Source organism: Pseudomonas kuykendallii, from assembly GCF_900106975.1.
Classification (GTDB): Bacteria; Pseudomonadota; Gammaproteobacteria; order Pseudomonadales; family Pseudomonadaceae; genus Pseudomonas_O; species Pseudomonas_O kuykendallii.
The window spans coordinates 586,435-608,013 of sequence record NZ_FNNU01000001.1; the positions used below are offsets into that span (position 1 = coordinate 586,435).

22 protein-coding genes and 1 riboswitch are annotated in these 21,579 nt (G+C 68.4%); of the genes, 18 read left to right on the top strand and 4 right to left on the bottom strand.

Going from position 1 to position 21,579, the window contains the following annotated elements:
* Window positions 1–27 precede the first annotated feature (27 nt).
* From BLV15_RS02655 to BLV15_RS02715, 13 genes are all read left to right on the top strand, one after another.
* A complete protein-coding gene (locus BLV15_RS02655; protein ID WP_090224385.1) occupies window positions 28–933 on the top strand; it encodes a response regulator in 906 nt (301 codons plus the stop codon).
* Between the two features lie 204 nt (window positions 934–1,137).
* Complete coding sequence (locus BLV15_RS02660) at window positions 1,138–2,034, top strand: peptidoglycan DD-metalloendopeptidase family protein (RefSeq protein WP_090224386.1); 897 nt, start codon at window positions 1,138–1,140, stop codon at window positions 2,032–2,034.
* Between the two features lie 256 nt (window positions 2,035–2,290).
* A riboswitch (guanidine-I (ykkC/yxkD leader) is annotated at window positions 2,291–2,396 on the top strand.
* Window positions 2,397–2,439: 43 nt separating this feature from the next.
* Window positions 2,440–3,444 (top strand): ABC transporter substrate-binding protein, encoded by a 1,005-nt coding sequence (locus tag BLV15_RS02665; protein WP_090224388.1) that lies wholly within the window; start codon window positions 2,440–2,442, stop codon window positions 3,442–3,444.
* Between the two features lie 97 nt (window positions 3,445–3,541).
* Window positions 3,542–4,564: a fatty acid desaturase family protein gene (locus BLV15_RS02670; RefSeq protein WP_090224390.1), complete on the top strand. Its 1,023-nt coding sequence runs from the start codon at window positions 3,542–3,544 to the stop codon at window positions 4,562–4,564.
* A 2-nt stretch (window positions 4,565–4,566) separates the two neighbouring features.
* A complete protein-coding gene (locus BLV15_RS02675; protein WP_090224392.1) occupies window positions 4,567–5,340 on the top strand; it encodes an SDR family NAD(P)-dependent oxidoreductase in 774 nt (257 codons plus the stop codon).
* Complete coding sequence (locus BLV15_RS02680; RefSeq protein WP_090224394.1) at window positions 5,340–6,089, top strand: SDR family NAD(P)-dependent oxidoreductase; 750 nt, start codon at window positions 5,340–5,342, stop codon at window positions 6,087–6,089. The genes BLV15_RS02675 and BLV15_RS02680 overlap by 1 nt, the downstream gene beginning before the upstream one ends.
* A gap of 2 nt (window positions 6,090–6,091) precedes the next feature.
* Window positions 6,092–6,976, top strand: a complete 885-nt coding sequence (locus BLV15_RS02685) for a DMT family transporter (RefSeq protein ID WP_090224396.1) — start codon at window positions 6,092–6,094, stop codon at window positions 6,974–6,976.
* A complete protein-coding gene (locus tag BLV15_RS02690) occupies window positions 6,973–7,740 on the top strand; it encodes a creatininase (protein WP_090224397.1) in 768 nt (255 codons plus the stop codon). Before BLV15_RS02685 ends, BLV15_RS02690 begins: the two co-directional genes overlap by 4 nt.
* Window positions 7,728–8,366 (top strand): cysteine hydrolase family protein, encoded by a 639-nt coding sequence (locus BLV15_RS02695; protein WP_255964505.1) that lies wholly within the window; start codon window positions 7,728–7,730, stop codon window positions 8,364–8,366. Before BLV15_RS02690 ends, BLV15_RS02695 begins: the two co-directional genes overlap by 13 nt.
* Window positions 8,363–9,139: an N-acyl homoserine lactonase family protein gene (locus tag BLV15_RS02700; protein WP_090224399.1), complete on the top strand. Its 777-nt coding sequence runs from the start codon at window positions 8,363–8,365 to the stop codon at window positions 9,137–9,139. The genes BLV15_RS02695 and BLV15_RS02700 overlap by 4 nt, the downstream gene beginning before the upstream one ends.
* Entirely contained in the window at window positions 9,136–9,891 is a 756-nt protein-coding gene (locus BLV15_RS02705; RefSeq protein ID WP_090224400.1) for a hypothetical protein, read from the top strand. Before BLV15_RS02700 ends, BLV15_RS02705 begins: the two co-directional genes overlap by 4 nt.
* Window positions 9,888–10,724: an ABC transporter permease gene (locus BLV15_RS02710; protein ID WP_090224402.1), complete on the top strand. Its 837-nt coding sequence runs from the start codon at window positions 9,888–9,890 to the stop codon at window positions 10,722–10,724. The genes BLV15_RS02705 and BLV15_RS02710 overlap by 4 nt, the downstream gene beginning before the upstream one ends.
* Window positions 10,725–10,729: 5 nt before the next feature.
* Window positions 10,730–11,572, top strand: coding sequence for an ABC transporter ATP-binding protein (locus tag BLV15_RS02715; protein ID WP_090224403.1), 843 nt, complete (start codon window positions 10,730–10,732; stop codon window positions 11,570–11,572).
* An 87-nt stretch (window positions 11,573–11,659) separates the two neighbouring features.
* Here BLV15_RS02715 and BLV15_RS02720 read toward each other — a convergent pair whose 3' ends face one another.
* A complete protein-coding gene (locus tag BLV15_RS02720) occupies window positions 11,660–12,403 on the bottom strand; it encodes an endonuclease/exonuclease/phosphatase family protein (protein ID WP_090224405.1) in 744 nt (247 codons plus the stop codon).
* 135 nt (window positions 12,404–12,538) lie between these two features.
* Window positions 12,539–13,375, bottom strand: coding sequence for a MurR/RpiR family transcriptional regulator (locus BLV15_RS02725; protein WP_090224407.1), 837 nt, complete (start codon window positions 13,373–13,375; stop codon window positions 12,539–12,541).
* 199 nt (window positions 13,376–13,574) lie between these two features.
* On the opposite strand from BLV15_RS02725, the gene BLV15_RS02730 reads away from it, so the two are divergent.
* From BLV15_RS02730 to BLV15_RS02750, 5 genes are all read left to right on the top strand, one after another.
* Window positions 13,575–14,633, top strand: a complete 1,059-nt coding sequence (locus BLV15_RS02730) for a polyamine ABC transporter substrate-binding protein (RefSeq protein WP_090224409.1) — start codon at window positions 13,575–13,577, stop codon at window positions 14,631–14,633.
* A gap of 112 nt (window positions 14,634–14,745) precedes the next feature.
* Complete coding sequence (locus BLV15_RS02735; protein WP_090224410.1) at window positions 14,746–15,861, top strand: ABC transporter ATP-binding protein; 1,116 nt, start codon at window positions 14,746–14,748, stop codon at window positions 15,859–15,861.
* Window positions 15,861–16,760 (top strand): ABC transporter permease, encoded by a 900-nt coding sequence (locus BLV15_RS02740; RefSeq protein ID WP_090224412.1) that lies wholly within the window; start codon window positions 15,861–15,863, stop codon window positions 16,758–16,760. The genes BLV15_RS02735 and BLV15_RS02740 overlap by 1 nt, the downstream gene beginning before the upstream one ends.
* Complete coding sequence (locus BLV15_RS02745; protein ID WP_090224414.1) at window positions 16,757–17,620, top strand: ABC transporter permease; 864 nt, start codon at window positions 16,757–16,759, stop codon at window positions 17,618–17,620. The genes BLV15_RS02740 and BLV15_RS02745 overlap by 4 nt, the downstream gene beginning before the upstream one ends.
* Complete coding sequence (locus BLV15_RS02750) at window positions 17,613–18,707, top strand: DmpA family aminopeptidase (protein ID WP_090224415.1); 1,095 nt, start codon at window positions 17,613–17,615, stop codon at window positions 18,705–18,707. The genes BLV15_RS02745 and BLV15_RS02750 overlap by 8 nt, the downstream gene beginning before the upstream one ends.
* Here BLV15_RS02750 and BLV15_RS02755 read toward each other — a convergent pair.
* Both BLV15_RS02755 and phoR read right to left on the bottom strand, forming a co-directional pair.
* The gene (locus BLV15_RS02755; RefSeq protein ID WP_090224417.1) at window positions 18,694–20,031 is read right to left on the bottom strand and encodes a hemolysin family protein; all 1,338 of its coding nucleotides are present in this window, start codon (window positions 20,029–20,031) and stop codon (window positions 18,694–18,696) included. The genes BLV15_RS02750 and BLV15_RS02755 overlap by 14 nt on opposite strands.
* Window positions 20,032–20,165: 134 nt before the next feature.
* A complete protein-coding gene (phoR, locus tag BLV15_RS02760; RefSeq protein ID WP_090224419.1) occupies window positions 20,166–21,497 on the bottom strand; it encodes a phosphate regulon sensor histidine kinase PhoR in 1,332 nt (443 codons plus the stop codon).
* Window positions 21,498–21,579: the final 82 nt, after the last annotated feature.

Sequence of the window (21,579 nt, forward strand, 5' to 3'; positions counted from 1 at the left end):
CTTAGGTCCAATCTTCAGGAGTGGCCGATGAGCAAAGTCAGTGTGCTGGTGGTGGACGACGCCTCCTTCATTCGCGATCTGGTGAAAAAGGGGTTACGCGACCACTTTCCCGGCATCCAGCTGGAAGAAGCGGTGAACGGGCGCAAGGCCCAGCAGCTGCTCGGCCGCGTGACCGTCGACCTGATCCTCTGCGACTGGGAAATGCCGGAGATGTCCGGCCTCGAACTGCTCACCTGGTGCCGCGAACAGGACACGCTCAAGACCACGCCGTTCATCATGGTCACCAGCCGCGGCGACAAGGAAAACGTGGTCCAGGCGATCCAGGCCGGCGTCAGCGACTACATCGGCAAGCCCTTCTCCAACGACCAGTTGATCAACAAGGTGAAGAAGGCCCTGAGCCGCGCCGGCAAGCTCGAGGCGCTGTCCGCCTCCGCGCCGGCGCGCACGCTGTCGGGTGGCATACCCAACGACTCCCTCGCCGCGCTCACCGGCGGCAAGGCCGCGGTGATCAACACCAGCGCCGCGCAGCCACCGCGACCGGTGGCCGCCCCCGCGGCTCCCGCGGCCAGCAAACCCGCACCCGCCGCCGCGCCGACAGGCCGGGGCCAGGGCCAGTTGCGCCTGCCCGGCGGCATGCTCGGTTGCGTGATCAAGGCCATCAGCCTGAAGGAAGCGGCCATCGTGGTGCGCCGCGGCGAGCTGATCCCGCAGGTGCTGGAAAGCGCGGTGCTCGACCTGGAGCAGGGCGAAGGCGGCGAAGTCGCGCGCCTCAACGGCTACCTCCACTCGGTGGCCGCCTTCGAGCCGAAACCCGACAGCGACTGGCTTCAGCTGATCTTCCGCTTCGTCGACCGCGACCCGCAGAAGATGGACTACCTCTCGCGCCTGATCGCCCGCGGCACCGCGCAGAAACACTTCGTCCCCGGCGCCTGAAGCCCCCGCAACCCCGTTTCGTGGGTTGCACCCGCCCTACCAACACCATCGCCCTTGTAGAAGCAATCGCCACCGTAGGGTGGGCTTCAGCCCACCATCCCGCGCGGTCACCCAACGCATGCCCGGCAAACGACGACCGGCGATTCGCCGAGCCGGGCCGGCGCTGCTATCTTCGCCTCGCGACCCCTTCCACTGCGGAACCCCATGCCCGGACGCCTGTTCTTCCTCTGCTGCCTGCTGGCGCTCAGCGCGCCGGCCGCCGCGCTGACCGTCTACAAGTACACCGACGCCAACGGCGTGGTCACCTACAGCGACCAGGCCGCGCCCGGCGCGAAGGTGTTCGTGTTCCAGGACCGCATGGTCGAGCGCCTGGACAACCAGGTGAAGCTGGAGACCCACAAGCACGCCGGCGGCGAGACCCTCAGCGTGCGCAACGACCTCTACGCGCCGGTGGAAGTCGAACTGCGCCTGGAAAAGCTCGACAACGCGGTCGGCGCGCCGGACAAGCCGATCCACTGGGTACTGCCGCCACGCAGCTCGATCCGCCTGGCCACCCTCGCGCCGCGCGATCCCAGCCAGCCGCTGCGCTACACGCCCAAGCTGCGCTACGCCCTCGGCGATCCGCGCCTGCAGCCGCTGGCGGTGCGCTATCCGCTGCCCTGGCGCGGCGGGCCGTTCCGCAAGAGCCAGGGCGCTAACGGCGGCTACAGCCACAACACGCCGAAGGGCCGCTACGCCATCGATATCGCCATGCCCGAGGGCACGCCCATCGTCGCCGCCCGCGCCGGGATGGTGGTGAAGGTGGAAAACGACCAGAGCGGGCGCGGCAAGAACCCTTCGGGCAACTTCGTGCGGATCCTTCACGACGACGGCACCATGGGCGTCTACCTGCACCTGATGCAGGGCTCGGTGAAGGTGCGCGAGGGCCAGCGCGTGCTGCCCGGCAGCGCGCTGGCACTCTCCGGCAACACCGGCAACAGCACCGGTCCGCACCTGCACTTCGTGGTCCAGCGCAACGTCGGCCTGGCGCTGGAATCGATTCCCTTCGACTTCGCCCAGCCGGTGAACGCGCTGCCCAATTTCGCCGTGGGGGGCGAGTAGGCGGCTTCGCTGCACTGAAAACTGGCGTGGCGCCTGCCGCTGGTGCGCCGAAGCGTTGCAGGCGCGACGGACATTCCCCGCACCGATTCCGCCGGATGCCGCCAACCCGTTGAACGCGCTGGGGTTTGCCGACCCGGCGGGCAGGCTGCGACAAACTGGCACCGGACTTGCAAAAACCCAAGCGAACGGGATGAGTCAACGCGCCGGCAACGCTGGTACATCGTGCACTCATGACGCTTGGCACACAGGAGCAACACCAGAGGCGAACTAGGGTTCCGGTCCACGCGAGTGGATGGCAGGTCCGAGAGTTCTCCGGCCCCAAGGACACGGGGGCTACACGGCGGGATAAAAGCCCGGGAGACGCGTCGTCATCCCGTGCCCGATTCCCTGTGTAGGAGTTCCGCCATGAGCCTGTCGCTAACCCGCTTCGCGTTCCGCAAGACCCTCGCCGGCCTCTGTCTGGCCGCCGCCACGCTACTCCCGGTTGCCGCCTCCGCGGCCGAATCGCTGAAGATCGGCACCGTGGTCTGGGCCGGCTACGCGCCCTTCTACGTCGCCGATGCCCTCGATCTGTACAAGAAGCACAACCTCAAGGTGCAGCTGCAGTTCTTCAACGACCCCGCGATGATCCCGTCGGCGATGGCCGGCAGCGCGCTGGACGGCGGCATGCTCACCTATGACCAGGTGATCAACTCGGCCGCCAAGGGTCTGGCGCACAAGGTGGTGATGCCGATCGACTTCTCCAACGGTGGCGATGCCATCGTCGCCGAGAAATCCATCACCTCGGTGGCCGACTTCAAGGGCAAGAAGGTCGGCTTCAACCCGCTGTCGCCGTCCGACTTCCTGCTCGCCTATGCGCTGAAGACCAACGGCCTGACCGACAAGGACATCCAGCCGGTCAACATGACGCCCGAAGGCATTCCCGGCGCCATGGCCTCCGGCAGCCTGCCGATCGGCGTGACCTACGAGCCCAACGTGTCGCAGATCCTCGGCATGCCCGGCGACAAGTTTCACGTCGTCTACTCCTCCAAGGACGCGCCCGGCCTGATCACCGACGTGCTGGTGTTCGACGAGAAGATGATCGCCAAGAAACCCGCCGCGATCAGCGCGCTGATCCTCGGCTACCTCGACGGCCTCGCCTACATCCAGAGCCATCCGGACGAAGCGGCGAAGATCATCGGCAAGGTGCTCGGCGTCGACGCCGAAGAAGCCAAGGCGCAGATGAGCGGCGTGTACAACATCCCGCTCAACGAGATGGAAACCAACTTCACCAAGGCCGAGGCCACCACCTCGTTCTTCGGCAGCGGCGCGGTGATCGCCAAGCTGCTCAAGGATAACGGCCAGATCGCGGAGATCCCCGACTTCGCCAAGACCTACGACGCCCAGTTCGTCAAAGCGCTGACCGAGTAATCGTGTCCTCGCCGGCGGAGGGCACTGCCCTCCGCCGACGCTGCAACCGCGCCAGAGATCGCCGCGGCGAGCCCGCGCTCCACCGCTGGAGGAACCCATGTCCACCCAGATCTACCGCTACGCCGACGGCCGCCTGGCCAACAGCCTGGCCATCGCCTACACCCTCGTCGGCTACGTCGGCGGCATCGGCTTGCTGCTTTCCGGTCACTGGGCGGCGATCGCTGCCGGCACGCTGTTGCTGGCCCACGCGATGATCGTCGCCGCCTACCTGATCCACGAATTCGCCCACGGCACCATCTTCGCCAAGCCCCGGCACAACGAATGGGCAGGCGAGCTGTGCAGCTGGATCTGCGGCAGCTGCTACGCCGGCTTCCAGGACCTGCGCAAGAAGCACATGCGCCACCACGTCGACCGCGCCGACGTGATCACCTTCGACACCAAGGCCTTCCTCGCCCGCAGCCCGGCCTGGTTCCGCAAGCTGGTGCTGGCCGCGGAATGGGCCTACGTGCCGGCGGTCGAGCTGATCATGCATTACTACGTGATCCTCCTGCCGTTCATCACCGACAACGCCAAGCACCGCGCCAACCGCCGCAAGGTCGCGCTCACCCTGCTGATCCGCGGCGTGCTCTTCGGCCTGCTCGCCTACGCCTCGCCGCTGGCCGCCGTGCTGTACTTCGTCGCCTGGTCGATCATGCTCACCGTGCTGCGCTTCACCGATGCCTACCAGCACACCTACGACGCCTTCGCGGTGCTCGAGGACGGCGGCAAGATCCCTGACGACAAGACCCGCGACCGCACCTACGAGCAGATGAACACCTTCAGCAACGTGGTCTCGGTGCGCTGGCCGGTGCTCGACCTGCTGTTGCTCAACTTCGCCTACCACAACGCCCACCACGAAAAACCGGTGGCGCCCTGGTACCGCCTGCCGGCGCTGCACAAGCAGCTGTACGGCGACGACTACGCCCAGGTGCTGCCGATGCACCTGCTGTTCAAGAGCTTCCACCAGCACCGCCTGCGCCGCGTCATCGACGACAACTACGGCGTGGTCGAGCCGGAAGGCAAACACCGCGCCGACGGTTTCTACGGCGCGGTCGGCGTGTCCTTTCTGACGGCGGTGTGAGCATGATCGACTACCGCGGCAAACAGGTGCTGATCACCGGCGCGGCCAGCGGCATCGGGCGCGGCCTGGCGCGCGCCTTCGCCGAGCAGGGCGCCACCCTGGATCTGCTCGACCGCAACGCCGAGGCGCTGGGGCAGGTCGCCGAGGAACTGGCGACGCTGACCTCCAGCCGCATCGCCTGCGTCGACCTGGGCGACAGCGCTGCCATCGCCGACTACGCCGCTCGCCGCGGCGGGCGGCCGCTGGATGTGCTGATCAACAATGCCGGCGTCGAGTACGCCACGCCACTGAGCGATACCGGCGCACAGGCCGATGCCCACTGGCAGGCGCTGCTGGACAACAACGTCGCCTCGATGCTGCGCCTGACCCGCGCCCTGCTGGGGCACTTGAAGGATGGCGCCAGTGTGATCAACCAGGCGTCGATCTGGGGCCTCAAGGGCGTGCCGGGGTTTTCCGCCTATGTCGCCAGCAAGCACGCGGTGATCGGCCTGACCCGCTCGCTGGCCTGGGAACTGGGCGGGCGGAGGATTCGCGTCAACGCCGTGTGCCCCGGCTGGATCGCCACCGAGGCGGCGATGCGTTCGCTGCGGGTGATGGCCGCCGAGGCCGGGCGCAGCGAGGAGCAGGAACTGGCCACGATCCTCGCCGCCCAGGCGGTGCCCGAACTGCTCACGCCGGCGGACCTGGCCGGCACCTTCCTGTTCCTCGGCAGCGCACTGGCGACGCCGATCACCGGGCAGGCATTGTCGGTCAGCCACGGCGAGGTCATGCACTGATGGCGCGGCCACTGGAACACCAGGTCGCGCTGGTCACCGGCGCCACCCAGGGCATCGGCCGCGCCATCGCGATCGCGCTGGCCGACGCCGGCGCGCGGGTGTGGATCAATCACCTCGACCAGCCGCAGGCCGCCGAGGCGCTGGTGGCACAGATCGTCGCCGGCGGCGGCCGCGCCCACGCGGTACAGGCCGACGTCGCCTCGCCGGAGCAGGTCGAGGCGATGTTCGTCGAGGTGCTCGGCGACGGGCCGCTGGACATCCTGGTGAACAACGCCGGGATCATTCTCGAGAAAGCCTTCCTCGACACCGACGAGGACGACTGGGCACGTCTGCTCGGCGTTGACCTCGGCGGCGTCTACCGCTGCTGCCGCCAGGCGCTGAGGCACATGCAGCCACGCGGCACCGGCAGCATCGTCAACATCGCCTCGGAACTCGGCCAGCTCGGCCGCGCCCAGTATGTCGCCTACTGCACCGCCAAGGCCGGGGTGATCGGCCTGAGCAAGTCGCTGGCCCGCGAGTTCGCCCCGGCGATCCGCATCAACGCGGTGGCGCCCGGCCCGGTGGACACGCCGATGGTCTCGCTGGAGCACATGAGCGCCGAGATGATCGCCGCGGAAACCGCGATCCCCGCCGGCCGTCTCGGGCGCCCCGAGGAAATCGCCGCGGCGGTGCTGTTCCTCGTCTCGCCGCAGGCGAGCTTCTTCCACGGTCAGACCCTCGGCGCCAACGGCGGCGCCTGGATGGGCTGAAGATGAGCCTGCTGCGAGCGGAACTGGCGCTGATGAGCGGCGCGATCCTGTGGGGCCTCGGCTGGATTCCGCTGCAGATGTTCGCCAACCGCGGGCTGCTCGGCATGCCGCTGATCCTCGCCTGCTACGGCCTGCTCAGCCTCGTCAGCCTGCCGCTGATCCTGCGCCAGCGCCGCGCCTGGTGGAGCCAGCGCTTCAACCTGCTGGCGATCGGCGCGTGCGGCGGCTGGGCCACCGCCGGGCTGGTCAGCGCGCTGTCCGAAGGCGACGTGATGCGCGCCATGCTGCTGTTCTACCTGGCGCCGGTATGGGCGCTGCTGGGCGGCTGGCTGCTGCTCGGCGAACGCCTCGACGCCACGCGTATCGGCGCTGTGCTGCTGGCCATGCTCGGCATCGCCCTGACCCTTGGCGTCAGCCGCGAGAGCTTCCAGGCGCTGCACAGCAGCGATGCCCTGGCGCTCTCCGCCGGCATGGCCTTCGCCCTCAACAACATCGCCACGCGCTCGGCCGAGCGTGTGCCGCTGACCAGCAAGGCGCTGGTCGCCTTTCTAGGCAGCGCCGCCTTCGGCGCGCTGTTCTGCCTGATCCAGGGCCGCGGCCTGCCGCCGATGTCGGTGCAAACCTGGGGCCTGGTGGCGCTGTTCGGTGCCTTCTGGCTGGTCTCCATGGCCGCGGCGCAGTACGGCTTCAGCCACGTCGAGGCCAGCCGCGGTGCGGTGCTGGCGCTGGTCGAACTGATCGCCGCGGTGCTCAGCTCGGCGGCCTTCGGCGAGCGCGAGATCGGCCTGCGCGAATGGCTCGGCGGCGCCCTGGTGCTGGCCGCCGCCTTCATCGCCGCGCGTCCGCCGCGGCCCACCCCTCCGTCTGTCTGCGAGGCAAACCGATGACAACCGTACGCATGGACCAGCTCAGCTGGGTCGAATACGCCCGCCGCGTGAGCGAGGAATCGCCCGTGGTCTTCCTGCCCTGTGGCGCCACCGAACAGCACGGCCCGCACCTGCCGCTGGGCACCGACGCGCTGCTCGCCAGCGCGCTCTGCGAGGACGTCGCCGCGCGCGTCGGCGGGCTGGTCGCACCGGCGCTGTCCTACGGCTACAAGTCGCAGCCCAAGTGCGGCGGCGGCAACCATTTCTGCGGCACCACCAGCCTCGACGGGCAGACCCTGATCGCCCTGGTACGCGACGCCGTGCGCGAGTTCGCCCGCCACGGCGTGACCCGCCTGGTGCTGGTCGACGGCCACTACGAGAACCAGTGGTTCGTCACCGAGGGCATCGAGCTGGCGCTGCGCGAGCTGGGCCCCACCGCGAAGCTGCAGGTGATGCGCCTGGAGCACTGGGATTTCTGCAGCGAGCAGACCCTGGCCGACGTGTTCCCCGAAGGCTTCCCCGGCTTCGCCCTGGAGCACGCGGCGGTGATCGAGACGTCGCTGATGCTGCACTACCTGCCGAACCTGGTGCGCATCGACCTGATCCCCAACGATCCGCCCGCCGATTTCCCGCCCTACGACATGTACCCGAGCCGCACCGAGTGGGTGCCGCCGTCCGGCGTGCTGTCCTCGGCCAAGGGCTCCAGCGCCGAGAAGGGCGCGCGCATGGCCGGCGACATCTGCAACGGCATCGCCCAGGCGGTGCGCAAGGAATTCGCGCTGTGAGCACGGCCCTGATCGTCATCGACATGCAGCGCGACTTCTGCGCCGCCGGTGGCTACGCCGACCGCGCCGGGCTGGACATCACGCGCCTGCGCGCGCCGATCCCGGCGATCCAGCGCCTGCTCGACGGCGCCCGTCGCCACGGCCTGGCGATCTTCCACACCCGCGAGGGCCATCGTCCCGACCTCGCCGACCTGCCGGAAAGCAAGCGCCGGCGCGCTGAGTGCGCGGGTGCGCCGATCGGTGGCCAGGGCCCCCTGGGGCGCCTGCTGGTGCGCGGCGAGTACGGCCACGACCTGATCGACGAGTTGCAGCCGCTGCCCGGCGAGCCGGTGATTGACAAGCCCGGCTACAGCGCCTTCGCCCACACCGACCTGGAGCTGATGCTGCGCAACCGCGGCATCGACGAGCTGATCGTCACCGGCGTGACCACCGAGGTCTGCGTGTCCTCGACGCTGCGCAGCGCGGTGGATCTCGGGTTCGCCTGCACCCTGGTCGACGATGCCTGCGGTTCGGCGCACGCCACGCTGCATGCCGCCGTGGTGGCGATGATGGCGGTGGAAGGCGGGCTGTTCGGCCGCGTCCTCGACAGTCAGGATGTACTGGCCGAATGGGAGGAGCGCCGATGACCCAGGTAACCCGCCTGTGGCCGCTGCTCACCGCGACCTACCGCTACGACAAGTCGATCTCCACCTACCGCCGTGGCCAGGGCATCGCCATCGAGGCGCCTATCCTCGCCTACCTGATCGAGACGAAGCAGGGGCGCATTCTCTACGACGTCGGCTGCGACTACCGCAAGATCGCCGACCCGGCGCTGCGCGAGCGCTGGTACGGCGACTTCCCGCTGGGCGCGCCGCAGATGAGCGAGGAGCAGCGCCTGCCGGCGCATTTCGCCCGCCTCGGCCTGACCCCGGCGGACATCGACCTGGTGTTCCTCGGCCACCTGCACTTCGATCACGCCGGCGGTCTCTGCGAGGTCTGCGGCGCCGAGGTGCACGTGCACGCCGCCGAGCTGGAGGCCGCCCGCGGGCAGGCCGACGAGGCCTACTTCGCCGACGATTTCGCCGGCGACTACCGTTGGAAGGTGCAGACCGGCGAGTACGACCTGGTCCCCGGCGTGCGCGCGATCGACACGCCCGGCCACACCGCCGGGCACATGTCGCTGCTGATCGAGCTGCCCGAGGGCAAGCCGGTGATCCTCGCCGGCGACGCCGCCGACCTGACCGAGAACATCGAGGAGGAAATCGCTCCCGGCACGCTCTGGCAGGATCGCGAGGACATGGCCATCGACAGCATCCGCAAGCTCAAGGCGCTGGCGCGGGAGACCGGCGGCGAGCTGTGGCCGAACCACGACATGGCCTTCTTCAACGGCCTGCGCCAGTTCCCGGAGTTCCATTCATGAAACCTGTTCCCGACGCCTACCTCGGGGTCTGGCAGCGCACGCTGCTGACCACCACCGGTGGCGTTCACGACAGCAGCACCCAGGTCTACTGGCTGCAGACCGAGCGCCTGTTCGCCGACCTGCGGATTCCGCAGCCGGCACCAAGCAGCGAGACCGAGCGCGTGCTGCAGGCCGGCTTCGCCGGCGTCACCGAGGTCAACGACGACTTCTGCCAGTGGCACCGGGCGATCGACTTCCAGCCGCCGAGCGGCCGCGAGGACATCGGCCGGATGCGTTTCGAGTCCAGCGAGCGCGTGCTCGAGGACGGCCTCGACGGCGGCTACCACGAGGTCTGGGAACGCCTGCCGGAATCCCTCGGGCGCAACTGGGGCACCTGGCTGAGCGCCGGCGACGGCCGCCAGGGTTGCCTGCTGCTGGCCGGCGACTGCTTCCTCTTCGCCGCCGGTCGCGCCACCGCCCTGCCCGCCGCGCCCTCGCTCGCCGCGCTGCTGGCGGGTGGCGCGGAGGCCGGCACGCTGCTCGACTTCGAGCTGTCGTTCGGCCGCCATTGCCAGGGCACGCAGCCCTGGCGCATCGCGTTATCGACGCTGCCCGAGCGGGTCGGCCAGGCGCTCCTGCCGAGCCGCATCGACCCCGACCAACCCGCGCAACTGCTGGATGCCGAGACCCTCGGCCACCTCGGTGCCACGCCGCCGCAGGGCGGCTGGCAGGCCTGCGCGAGCCCGTCTTCACCCCGGAGAAACGAACCATGACCGCCCATCGCCCCCTGCCCGAAACACGTCCGGCGGCGCCGCCGAAAGCCGCCCGCTGGTGGGTCATCCGTGGAGACCTGCCGCGCGGCGCGATCTGGGGCCTGGCGCTCGCCGGGCTGCTGGCGCCGCTGCTGGCGTGGTGGGCCGCGACCACCTTCGGCGTGTCCAACCCGATGTTCCTGCCCGGCCCGGACGCCGTGATCAAGCGCCTCGGCCACTGGCTGACCGACGAGGGCCTGTTCGCCGACATCGCCATCAGCGTCTGGCGGGTGATGGGCGGCTTCTGCTCCTCGGCGCTGCTGGCCCTGCCGCTGGGCCTTTACATCGGCACCTACCGTCCGGTGCAGGCGTTCCTCGAGCCGCTCACCGACTTCATCCGCTACATGCCGGCGGTGGCCTTCATCCCGCTGGTGATGCTCTGGGTCGGCATCGACGAGGGCTCGAAGATCCTCATCATCTTCATCGGCACCTTCTTCCAGATGGTGCTGATGGTCGCCGAGGACGTTCGCCGGGTGCCGATGGCGCAGATCGAGGCGGCGCAGACCATGGGCGCCAGCCGCTACGAGGTGATCAAGCTGGTGATCCTGCCGTCGGCGCGCCCGGCGCTGCTCGACACCCTGCGCATCACCTGCGGCTGGGCCTGGACCTACCTGGTGGTGGCCGAACTGGTGGCCGCCAACTCCGGCCTCGGCTACGCCATCCTCAAGGCGCAGCGCTACATGCAGACGGACAAGATCTTCGCCGGCATCCTGCTGATCGGCGTCATCGGCCTGCTCACCGACCAGGCGTTCCGCTGGCTCGGCCGCCTGGCCTTCCCCTGGTTGAAGAGGTAAGCGCGATGAACGACGCGAAAATCCGCATAAGCCATGTCGACAAGGTGTTCGCCAGTCGCGGCAAAACGGTGCAGGCGCTGCAGGACATCAATCTGGAGATCCGCCCGAACGAATTCATCACCTTCGTCGGCGCCTCCGGCTGCGGCAAGTCGACCCTGCTGCGCAGCATCGGCGGCCTGGAACGGCACAGCGCCGGCGACATCCTGGTCGACGGCCGCGCGGTGGACAGCCCCGGCATCGACCGCGCCATGGTGTTCCAGCACTACAGCCTCTACCCCTGGCTGACGGTGATGAAGAACATCAAGTTCTGCCGCCAGTTGAAGGTCGTCTCCGACACCGTCAACAGCGACGCCGATGTCGAGGTGGCCAGCGGCCGCGCCGATGCGCTGCTCAACCTGATGGGGCTCTCGGCGTTCGCCGATGCCTACCCGAACCAGCTCTCCGGCGGCATGCAGCAGCGCGTGGCGATCGCCCGCGCGCTGATGCCCAAGCCGCAGATCCTGCTGATGGACGAGCCGTTCGGCGCGCTGGACGCGCAGACCCGCGAGGTGATGCACGACCTGATCCGCCACGTGCACCGGCTGGAGAAGAGCACCATCCTGTTCGTCACCCACGACGTCGAGGAAGCCATCTACCTGGGCGGGCGCATCGTGTTGATGGCGCCGCGGCCGGGGCGCATCGACAGCGTCTACGACGTGCCGCTGCCCGCCGAACGCCACCAGGACATGAAGCTCTCCGCGGAATTTCTCGCCCTCAAGCGCGAAATCCTCAATCGCATCCGCGAAACCTCCGGCATGAGCACCGATCTGGAACTGCTCGAACAGCTGAGCCGCAGCGCGCCGGCCTGAACGGCGTGGGCGCGGGGTGACGGAGGGCGCGTGGCCGGTGGGCTGAAGCCCACCCTACGGCGTTACGGTGTTGGAGCCGGTGCGGGATCAGGTCCGGCTGAGCCGGCAACTCAGGGCGCAATGGTCGGAGACGCCGGTGCTCAGGACGACATCCTCGAGCCGGTAGCCCGGCGTGTGGAACAGCCCGTCGACCATGAACGGGATGTCCCCGGCGCGGTGCAGCGAGCCGTCGATGCTGGTGGTGTGCTGCGCCGGGATGCCGTCGATGAAATGCTCGGCGATCAGGTCGAAGGTGGCGCGGCCGCGCGGGGCGTTGAAGTCGCCCGCCAGCAACAGGTCGCCGGCCTGCCGCGCCTGTGCTTCGGCGAGGCCGATCAGCTTGCCGGCGCTTTCGCGCTGGTACGGCGTGGAGGTGCCGAACGGCGTGACGTTGAGGTGGGTGACGGCGATGCGGAAGCCGCCGACGCTGGCGCTGAGCATGACTTCGGCGATGCTCAGCGGGTCGGCGCCGCGCTTGCCGTCCGTGTTGAGGAAGGTCATCTCGCGGATGCTCCCGGCGCTGCCGGAATAGTACTCGGCGCACACGTCCGCCAACGCCGTCTCGCGGGCGATCAGCCCGACGCCGACCACGTTGTCCGGCCCCTCCCCCGGATAGCGCGCCATCGCCGCGAAGCTCATGCGGCTGCCCATCAGTGCCTCGAAGAACGGAATGTCGCGCTCGCACAGCTCCTGCAGGCAGAGCACGTCCGGACGTTCGCGCCGGAGAAAGGCCTCGACACGCGGCAGGTGCATGGAACGTTCGATGTTGACGGAGACGAGCTTGAGCGACATGGGATCGGCGGGCAGTGGAATGAGGCGCGGGGTGCGCACGGCCGGCGACGGGACCGTGCAACGAGGATGCCGGAGTGTACCAGACGCCCGCGCCAGACCGCCCGCGTCCGCCGCCAGGCGCCACCGGGCGCGGCCTCAGGAGCGGTACAGCTTGAGGCTCTGCACACGCTCCCGGTAGGCCGCCATGCGCTCCTTCAGTTCGTCCTTGCGCTGCGCTGCCACGCAATGCAGCAGCACGTTGAGGGCGCTGGTCAGGCCGCCGGTGGACTCGAGGATCAACCCGGTCTTGGTCTTCATGGTGATGATCCAGGGCGTGTCGATGTGCCGGGCGATGCCGTACTCGTCGGTGAAGACCACCAGGTCGGTGTCGTTCTTCAGGCAGGTGTTGGCGAAGGCGATGCCGGCGTCGGCGTAGGGCGCGATGTCGATGAGGATCACGCAGCAGCGCTTGTCGCGGCTGTCCAGCCAGTGGCCGAGCACGCCGCTGTAGAGGTCGAGGTATTCCACCCCGGAGCGCACCAGCGAAAGGCGGTTGGCGAAATCCTCGGCGAGCCCGCGGATGGTCTGGAAGCCGCAGACGAACACCCGCTCGGCTTCGCTTACGCGGGCGACGACGTCCTGCCAGTGCTGGTTGCCGAGCTGGCTGGCGAAGGCGGTGAGCGCCTCGATTTCCTCGTTGAGGTGCGCCAGAAGGTCGTCTGGCTGGCGTTCGACGCGCTCGAGCAGGGTGCTGTTGAGCAGAGACTGCACGCGCACCTCGTCGCGCAGTTCTTCCTTCAGGCTCTTCAGCCCCTTGTAGCCGAGGCGCCGCAGGAAGCGGCTGACGGTGTTCGGGCTGACGCCGCTCTTCTGCGCCAGGGTGGTGCCGTTCTCGAACGACAGGCTCTCCAGGTTGGCCTGGATGTACGCCCACAGCGAGCGCTCGGCCGGGGTCAGCTTGCCGCTCAGTTGTTCCATCTTGCTGTCCAGCATGGGCGAAGCTCCGCTAGCTCTGGAATTTTTATGTCAGAGTATTGATGACTGGAAGAAATCTACTATATGCTCGACCCGCCCGGCAAAACATAACGACTAGAAACACGCGTTCTTCCTTTCGGCCCTTCGGCCATGCAATTCCTGCCCCAACCAAAGGCTCGCTCACGCGGGCGGATAATCAGAAACGGAGTACAGGAACATGCCCGCACCCTATCACCGCAATGCCCTGCGCCACCTCGCGCGGGGTGCACTGGCCGTTTCGGCCCTGCTCGCCAGCGCCGCCGGCCAGGCCGCCGAGGAGCTGCACCTGTACAACTGGGGCGACTACATCAACCCGCAGGTGCTCAGCCGCTTCACCGAGCAGACCGGCATCAAGGTGTCCCTCGACACCTACGGCAGCAACGAGGAAATGCTCGCCAAGCTGCAGGCCGGCGCCAGCGGCTACGACATCGTCTTCCCCTCGGTGCACATGCAGGACAGCATGGCCGCCCTCGGCCTGCTGGAAAAGACCTCCATCGACCGGAGCCCGGCGTTCGCCAACATCGACCCGAGCTTCCTGCGCGCCAAGTCCGACCCCAAGGGCGAGTACTGCATGCCCTACGCCTGGGGCACCGTGGGAATCTTCTACAACAAGACCAAGGTCAGCAAACCGATCGAGTCCTGGGCCGACTTCTTCGCCGAGGCCAAGGCCGGGAAGAAGGTCATCATGCTCGACGACATGCGCGAGACCCTCGGCGTCGGCCTGATCGTCAACGGCAAATCGGTGGACAGCACCGACCTTGCGGACATCAAGCAGGCCGAATCCTGGCTGCTGGAGCGCAAGCCGCTGGTCTCCGCCTTCACCTACGAGAGCGTGCCCATGGTGCAGTCCGGCGACGTCGCCGCGGCGCACTACTTCGTCGGCGCGATGATGTACGTGAAGCAGGACCCCGAGCATCTCGCCTACGTGATTCCCAAGGAGGGCGCGACGCTCTACCAGGAAGACATGTGCGTCCTCAAAAGCGCGCCGAACAAGGCCAACGCCAAGCGCTTCATGGAGTTCTTCCTGCAGCCGGAGATCGCCGCGCTGAACACCGAGCAGCAGATGAACGGCACGCCGAACAAGGAAGCGCTGAAGCTGCTGCCGGCCGAGCTGCGCGACAACCCGGAGGTCAATCCGGGGCCGGAGGTGATGGCCAAGCTGCAGATCTTCCACGACCTCGGCAAGGACCTGAAGAAGTACGACCGCGCCTGGACGCGCGTGCGCACGGCGAACTGACCCGCCGGCAGGTCCCGTCCGCGCCGGCGTCACCCGCCAGCCGGCTCACTCCCAGAAGGTTCGCGACCGCCGCTCGCGCCGGTCGCGACCTTGCGCTTTCCCGGAGTCGTTCATGTCACATGCCAACAACCCGGTGGTCGAAATCAGGGCCGCCGTGAAGCACTACCGCACCCCCGAAGGCCACGCCGTCCGCGCCCTGGACGGCGTCGACCTGAGCGTCGGCGCCAACGAGTTCGTCACCCTGCTCGGCCCCTCCGGCTGCGGCAAGACCACCCTGCTGCGCACCATCAGCGGCTTCGAGAGCCTCGACAGCGGCGAACTGCTGATCCAGGGCGTCGCGATGAACCAGGTGCCGCCTAACCGGCGCCCGGTGCACACCGTGTTCCAGAGCTACGCGCTGTTTCCGCACCTGTCGATCGGCGACAACGTCGGCTATGCCCTCGACGTGCGCGGCGTGGCCAGAGCCGAACGCCGCCAGCGCGTCGGCGCGGCGCTGGAACTGGTCGGCATGGGCGGGCTGGAGAAGCGCAAGCCGGGGCAACTGTCCGGCGGCCAGCAGCAGCGCGTCGCCCTGGCCCGCGCCATCGTCGACCGCCCCGCCCTGCTGCTGCTCGACGAGCCGCTCTCCGCCCTCGACCGCCAGCTGCGCCAGGCCATGCAGCGCGAGCTGAAGAACCTGCAGCACGAGCTGGGCATCGCCTTCGTCTTCGTCACCCACGACCAGGAAGAAGCGCTGACCATGTCCGACCGCATCGTCGTGCTCAACGGCGGCCACGTGCAGCAGGTCGGCGCGCCGCAGGACATCTACGACCGCCCGGCGAACGCCTTCGTCGCCGGCTTCATCGGCGAGAGCAACCTGCTGCGCGCACGGGTCGAATCCTGCGCGGACGGCGTCGCCACGCTGGTCGGCGAGCAGGGCGATCCGCTGCGCCTGCCGAGCGCCGGTCTGCAGGTCGGCCAGCCGCTGCACATCCTGCTGCGCCCCGAGCAATTCCACCTCGACTGCCCCGGCGACCCGGCCGCGCACGGCGCGCTGGACGGCGTGGTCGAGCAGACCGTGTTCATCGGCAAGGATTTCGAAGTGAGCCTGCTCAGCGCCACCGGCAGCCGCATCAAGGCGGTGGTGCGCGACGCCTCGCGCCAGGCCCTGCAACGCCTGCATCCGGGCTCCAGCCTGCGCCTGTGGTACGCGCTGGACGCCGCGCACCTGATCGCCGGGGAGGCCTGATGCTCACCGCCGAGAACCGCGCGCGCTGGCGCCTGGCCGGGCTGCTCAGCCCGGCAACCCTGATCATCGGCCTGTTCTTCGTCGTTCCGCTGGCGATCATGGCGCTCTACAGCCTGCTCGAGCCGGGCATGTACGGCGGCGTGGAATGGACCTTCTACCCGGACAACTTCGGCCGCATCCTCGGCTGGGCCGACGGCAGCAACGAGGAATTCGACGTCGTCTACCTGCAGATCCTCCTGCGCTCGTTCAAGCTGGCCGCGATCACCGTGCTGCTGACCCTGCTGGTCTGCTACCCGGCGGCGTTCTGGGTCAGCCGCCAGCCGGAGCGGCTGCGCAATTTCTGCCTGTTCCTGATCACCCTGCCGTTCTTCACCAGCCTGATCGTGCGCCTCTACGCCTGGGTGCTGATCCTGCGCCCCACCGGCTTCCTCAACGCCAGCCTGCAGGGGCTGGGGCTGATCGACGCGCCGCTCGACCTGATCTACACCGAGGGCGCGGTGCTGCTCGGGATGACCTACATCTTCGTGCCGTTCATGTTCCTGCCGATCTACGCCAGCGTGGAGAAGCTCGACCGGCGCCTGCTGGAAGCCTCCGCCGACCTCGGCGCCGGGCGCTGGCAGAGCTTCTGGCGGGTGATCTTCCCGCTGACCCTGCCGGGCATCGCGGCCGGCTCGATCATCGTGTTCATTCCCAGCCTGGGCAATTTCATCGTGCCGTCGCTGCTCGGCGGCGCGCGCGTGCTGATGATCGGCAACCTGGTGGAGCAGCAGTTCCTCGCCGCGCGCAACTGGCCGTTCGGTGCCGCCCTGGCGATGCTGATCATGGCCGCGGTGCTGCTGTTCCTGCTGCTCTACGTGCGCTGGCAGGGGCGCGCCGCGCTGAAGGAGGCCGCCCGATGAACAGACTGCTCGGACTCGTCGGCCGCCGCCTGCTGGGGGGTTACAGCCTGGCGTTCTTCGTCTTCCTCTACCTGCCGATCGGCCTGATCGTGGCCTACTCGTTCAACGGCAACCCGCTGAACATGATGATCTGGAGCGGCGCCAGCCTGGACTGGTATCGCTCGCTGTTCGGCCTGTCCAATTCGCTGAGCGAGAACGCGCTCTACGTCGAATCCACCGGGCAACTGCTGGCGGCGCTGCGCACCAGCCTCGCCGTGGCGCTGGTCACCACGCTGATCTCGACCCTGGTCGGCACGCTCACCGCGCTGGCCCTGGCGCGCTACCGCTTCCGCCTGCAGGGCTTCTACCGGGTGCTGCTGTTCCTGCCGATGCTGATGCCGGACATCGTCCTCGGCATCGCCCTGCTGATCTTCTTCGTCGGCGCCGGCGTGCCGCTGGGCAAGGGCTCGATCATCATCGGCCACTGCACCTTCCTGATCAGCTACGTGTTCCTCATCGTCAGCGCGCGCCTGGCCGGCATGGACACGCGCCTGGAAGAGGCCTCGGCCGATCTCGGCGCCTCGGCCTGGACCACCTTGCGCCGCATCACCCTGCCGCAGATCCTCCCTGGCGTGCTCGGTGGCGCGTTGCTGGCGTTCATCATCTCGATGGACGACCTGGTGATCACCTACTTCATCTCGGGTGTCGATTCGACCACCCTGCCGGTGTTCATCTACGGAATGATCCGCCGCGGCATCAAGCCGGAAATCAACGCCATCGCCACCCTGCTGCTGCTCGCCTCGCTGTTGATCGCCTCTCTCGGTCTGTACCTGCGCAACCGCAAGCCCGCCACTTCCTCGGATGACCACGCCCATGGCTAAACCCCGCGCCCGCGAACTCGGCCTGGCCGTTCCCGGCACCACCGGCCCGCACAACGCGATCACCGACGTGCCCGGCGTCCGCGTCGGCTACCGCACCCTCGACTACCTCGCCGACAACGGCAAGCGGGTGAAGACCGGCGTCACCGCGATCCTCCCCCGTGGCCATGCGCGCGAGCCGCAGCCGGTGTGGGCCGGCTTCCACGCGCTGAACGGCAACGGCGAGATGACCGGCACCCACTGGATCGAGCACGGCGGCTACTTCGTCGGCCCGCTGTGCATCACCAACTCCCACAGCGTCGGCATCGTCCACCACGCCGCGACCCGCTGGACCCTGCGCCAGTACGCCGAGGCCTGGGACGCCAACCACCTGTGGGCGATGCCGGTGGTGGCCGAGACCTACGATGGCGTGATCAACGACATCAACGGCCAGCACGTCAGCGAGGCCGACGCCCTCGCCGCGCTGGACGATGCACAGGACGGGCCCATCGCCGAAGGCAACGTCGGCGGCGGCAACGGGATGATCTGCTACGGCTTCAAGGGCGGCACCGGCAGCGCCTCGCGCCTGATCGAGATCGACGGCCAGCGCTATACCCTGGGCGCCCTGGTGCAGGCCAACCACGGCCAGCGCGCCTGGCTCAAGGTGCTCGGCGTGCCGGTCGGCGAACGCTGGGGCGAGGACGCACCGGTCGGCCTGGAGCGCGAGCGCGGCTCGATCATCGTGGTGCTGGCCACCGATGCGCCGCTGCTGCCGCACCAGCTCAAGCGCCTGGCACAGCGCGCAGGGCTGGGCATCGCCCTGGGCGGTACGCCGGGCGGCAACAATTCGGGGGATATCTTCATCGCCTTCAGCGTGGCCAACCCGCGCCCGCTGCCGCAGCTGGCGCCGACCCGGCTGAACCTGGACTATCTCAACGACGAGTGCTTCGACGCGCTCTACCTGGCGGCCGTACAGGCCACCGAGGAAGCCGTGCTCAACGCCATGCTGGCCGCCGAGGATGCGCCGATGCAGAAGCCCGAGGGCGTCTGCCGGGCGCTCGACGGCGAACGCCTGCGGCAGGTGCTGGGGGTAACCGTCAGTCCAGCTTGACGACCTTGGCGAGGACGATCTTCGGACCCTTCATCTTCTTCACGATGATCCGCAGATGGTCGGTTTCCAGCACGTCCTCTTCTTCCGGCACCCGTTTCAGGGTGTCGTAGATCAGCCCGGCGAGGGTTTCCGCCTCGACGTGGTCGAGGTCCACGCCGAGCAGGCGCTCGACCTTGAACAGCGGCGTGTCGCCCCGCACCAGCAGCTTGCCCGGCTGGTAGGCGAGGATGCCGCGCTCGGCCTTGCGGTGTTCGTCCTGGATGTCGCCCACCAGCACTTCGAGCACGTCCTCCATGGTCAGGAAGCCGACCACCTTGTGGTCCGCCTCCTCGACCAGGGCGAAATGCGAGCCGCCCTGGCGGAACTGCTCGAGCAGCGCGGAAAGCGGCATGTGCCGGGAAATCCGGTCGATAGGGTGGATCAGGTCGTCGAGCTTGAGCGCCGAGGGCAGCATTTCCAGCAGCGACAGCTCCAGCAGCAGGTCCTTGATGTGCAGCACGCCGACGAAGGTCTCGGCGGCCTCGTCGTACACCGGGTAGCGGCTGTACTTGTGCCGGCGGAACACCTCGAAGACTTCCTCCAGCGGCGCGTGGCGCTCGAGGTAGACCAGGTCCTCGCGGGAGTTGGCCCAGTCCACCACCTCCAGTTCGCCCAGCTCCACCGCCGAGGCCAGCACGCGCATGTCCTGGTCGCTGGGGTCGTGGGCGCGGCTGGAGTGCAGGATCAGCTTGAGTTCGTCGCGGCTGTAGGCGTGCTCGTGGTGCGGCCCCGGCTCGCCCTGCCCGGCGATGCGCAGGATGCCGTTGGCGCTGGCGTTGAGCAGGTAGATGGCCGGGTACATCAGCCAGTAGAACAGATACAGCGGCACCGCCGTCCACAGCGACAGCAGCTCGGGCTGGCGGATCGCCCATGATTTCGGAGCCAGCTCGCCGACCACGATGTGCAGGTAGGAAATGATGAAGAAGGCACTGAAGAAGGCGATGCCGTGGACCAGCGCCGGCGAGTCGATATCGAAGTACTGCAGCAGCGGCGTCAGCAGGTGGGCGAAGGCCGGCTCGCCGACCCAGCCGAGGCCGAGGGAGGCCAGGGTGATGCCCAGCTGGCAGGCCGACAGGTAGGCGTCCAGCTGGTTGTGCACGGTGCGCAGGATCTGCCCGCGCCAGCCGCTCGTCTTGGCGATGGCTTCGACCCGGGTGGCGCGCAGCTTGACCATGGCGAACTCGGCGGCGACGAAGAAGCCGTTGAGCAGCACGAGGAACAGGGCGAACAGCACGAGGCCGAAGTCGGCGAAATAGGTGTAGAGGGAGCTAGGGGAAGGGTCCATGGGGGGTTCGTAGGGCTGATGATGGCTCAAGGTTGAGGGTTGGATTCAGGCTTTGCAACAGTTTCGGCGGCGAGTGGCCGAGCGGCAGCCCCGGCGCCACGGGCCTGGCCGCGAACGCCGCGCGCAGGCGTGGCTCAGTCCTCCGCAGCGGACAACGCCCCGACGGAAAGCGGAACGACCTGGGCCGGCGCGAAGTGGCAGGTGAAGACGCTGCCCTTGCCCGGCACGCTGGCGATTTCCAGCTTGCCGCGATGGCGCAGTAGCACGTGCTTGACGATGGCCAGGCCGAGGCCGGTGCCGCCGGTGCTCAGCGCGCGGCTGGAGTCGACGCGGTAGAAGCGCTCGGTGAGCCGCGGCAGGTGCTTGGCCTCGATGCCGACGCCGCTGTCGGCCACCGCCAGGTGTGCGCCCTGGGCGTCGCTCCACCAGCGGATGCGCACGTCGCCGCCGGCCGGGGTGTATTTCACCGCGTTGAACACCAAATTGGAGAAGGCGCTGCGCAGCTCGGCCTCGCTGCCCTTGAGGCGCAGGCCCACTTCCATGTCCAGCTGCACGCGGTGGCCACGCTCGCCGGACAGCGCCAGGGCATCGGTGCGGATCGACTGCAGCATCGGCTCCACCGCCACCGGCTGGTTGTCCGAGGGGTAATCGGTGGCCTCCAGGCGCGCCAGCAGCAGCAGGTCGTTGAGCAGGTTCTGCATGCGCCCGGCCTGCTCCTGCATCTGCTGCATGGCGCGGCGCCAGCGCGGGCTGGTGCCGGGGTCGTTGTCGAGCAGGGTTTCCAGGTAGCCGGCGATCACCGTCAGCGGCGTGCGCAACTCGTGGGAGACGTTGGCGACGAAGTCCTTGCGCATCTGCTCCAACTGGTGGACGCGGGTCACGTCGCGCACCAGCATCAGGCGTTCGCCGTTGCCGTAGCGGGTGATGAGGAACTGCAGGCGCAGGTCCTCGTTGATCGGCGAGGGAATCTCCAGCGGATCGGTGTGCTGCTCCTGCTCGAAGTACTCCTTGAAGCGCGGATGACGCACCAGGTTGCCCACCGGCTGGCCGCCGTCCTGGCGGGTCTTGAGCCCGAGCAGGGTCTCCGCCGCCGGGTTCCACCATTCCAGGTTGCCGCCGCTGTCGAGCATGATCACCGCGTCGCGCAGCGCGCCGGTGGATTCCTGGGCGCGGTCGATCACCGCCTGCAGGCGCTCGCGCGCCTGGCGGTTGCGCCGTTGCAGGTGGTAGATGCGGTCGAACAGGTCTTCCCACAGGCCGCGCGCCTCGGGCACTTCGGCCTGTGCGTCGGCGCTTTCCAGCCAGCGCCGCAGACGCAGCAGGTCGCGCAGCAGCCAGCCGAGGTAGAGCGCCAGGCAGAGGGCAAAACTCCAGCCGTAGGCATCGCTGATGAAGCCGAGCAACAGCCCGCCGCCGATCAGCGCGAGCAGGTGGCGGAGCAGAATGCGGCGCCAGTCGGTGTTCAAGGCGGGTCAGGTCCTGTGCGGGAGGAAACGGCGATCGGTCATGCGCAGTCTACCGGTTCGCAACGGCCGGCTGGTCGCGCCC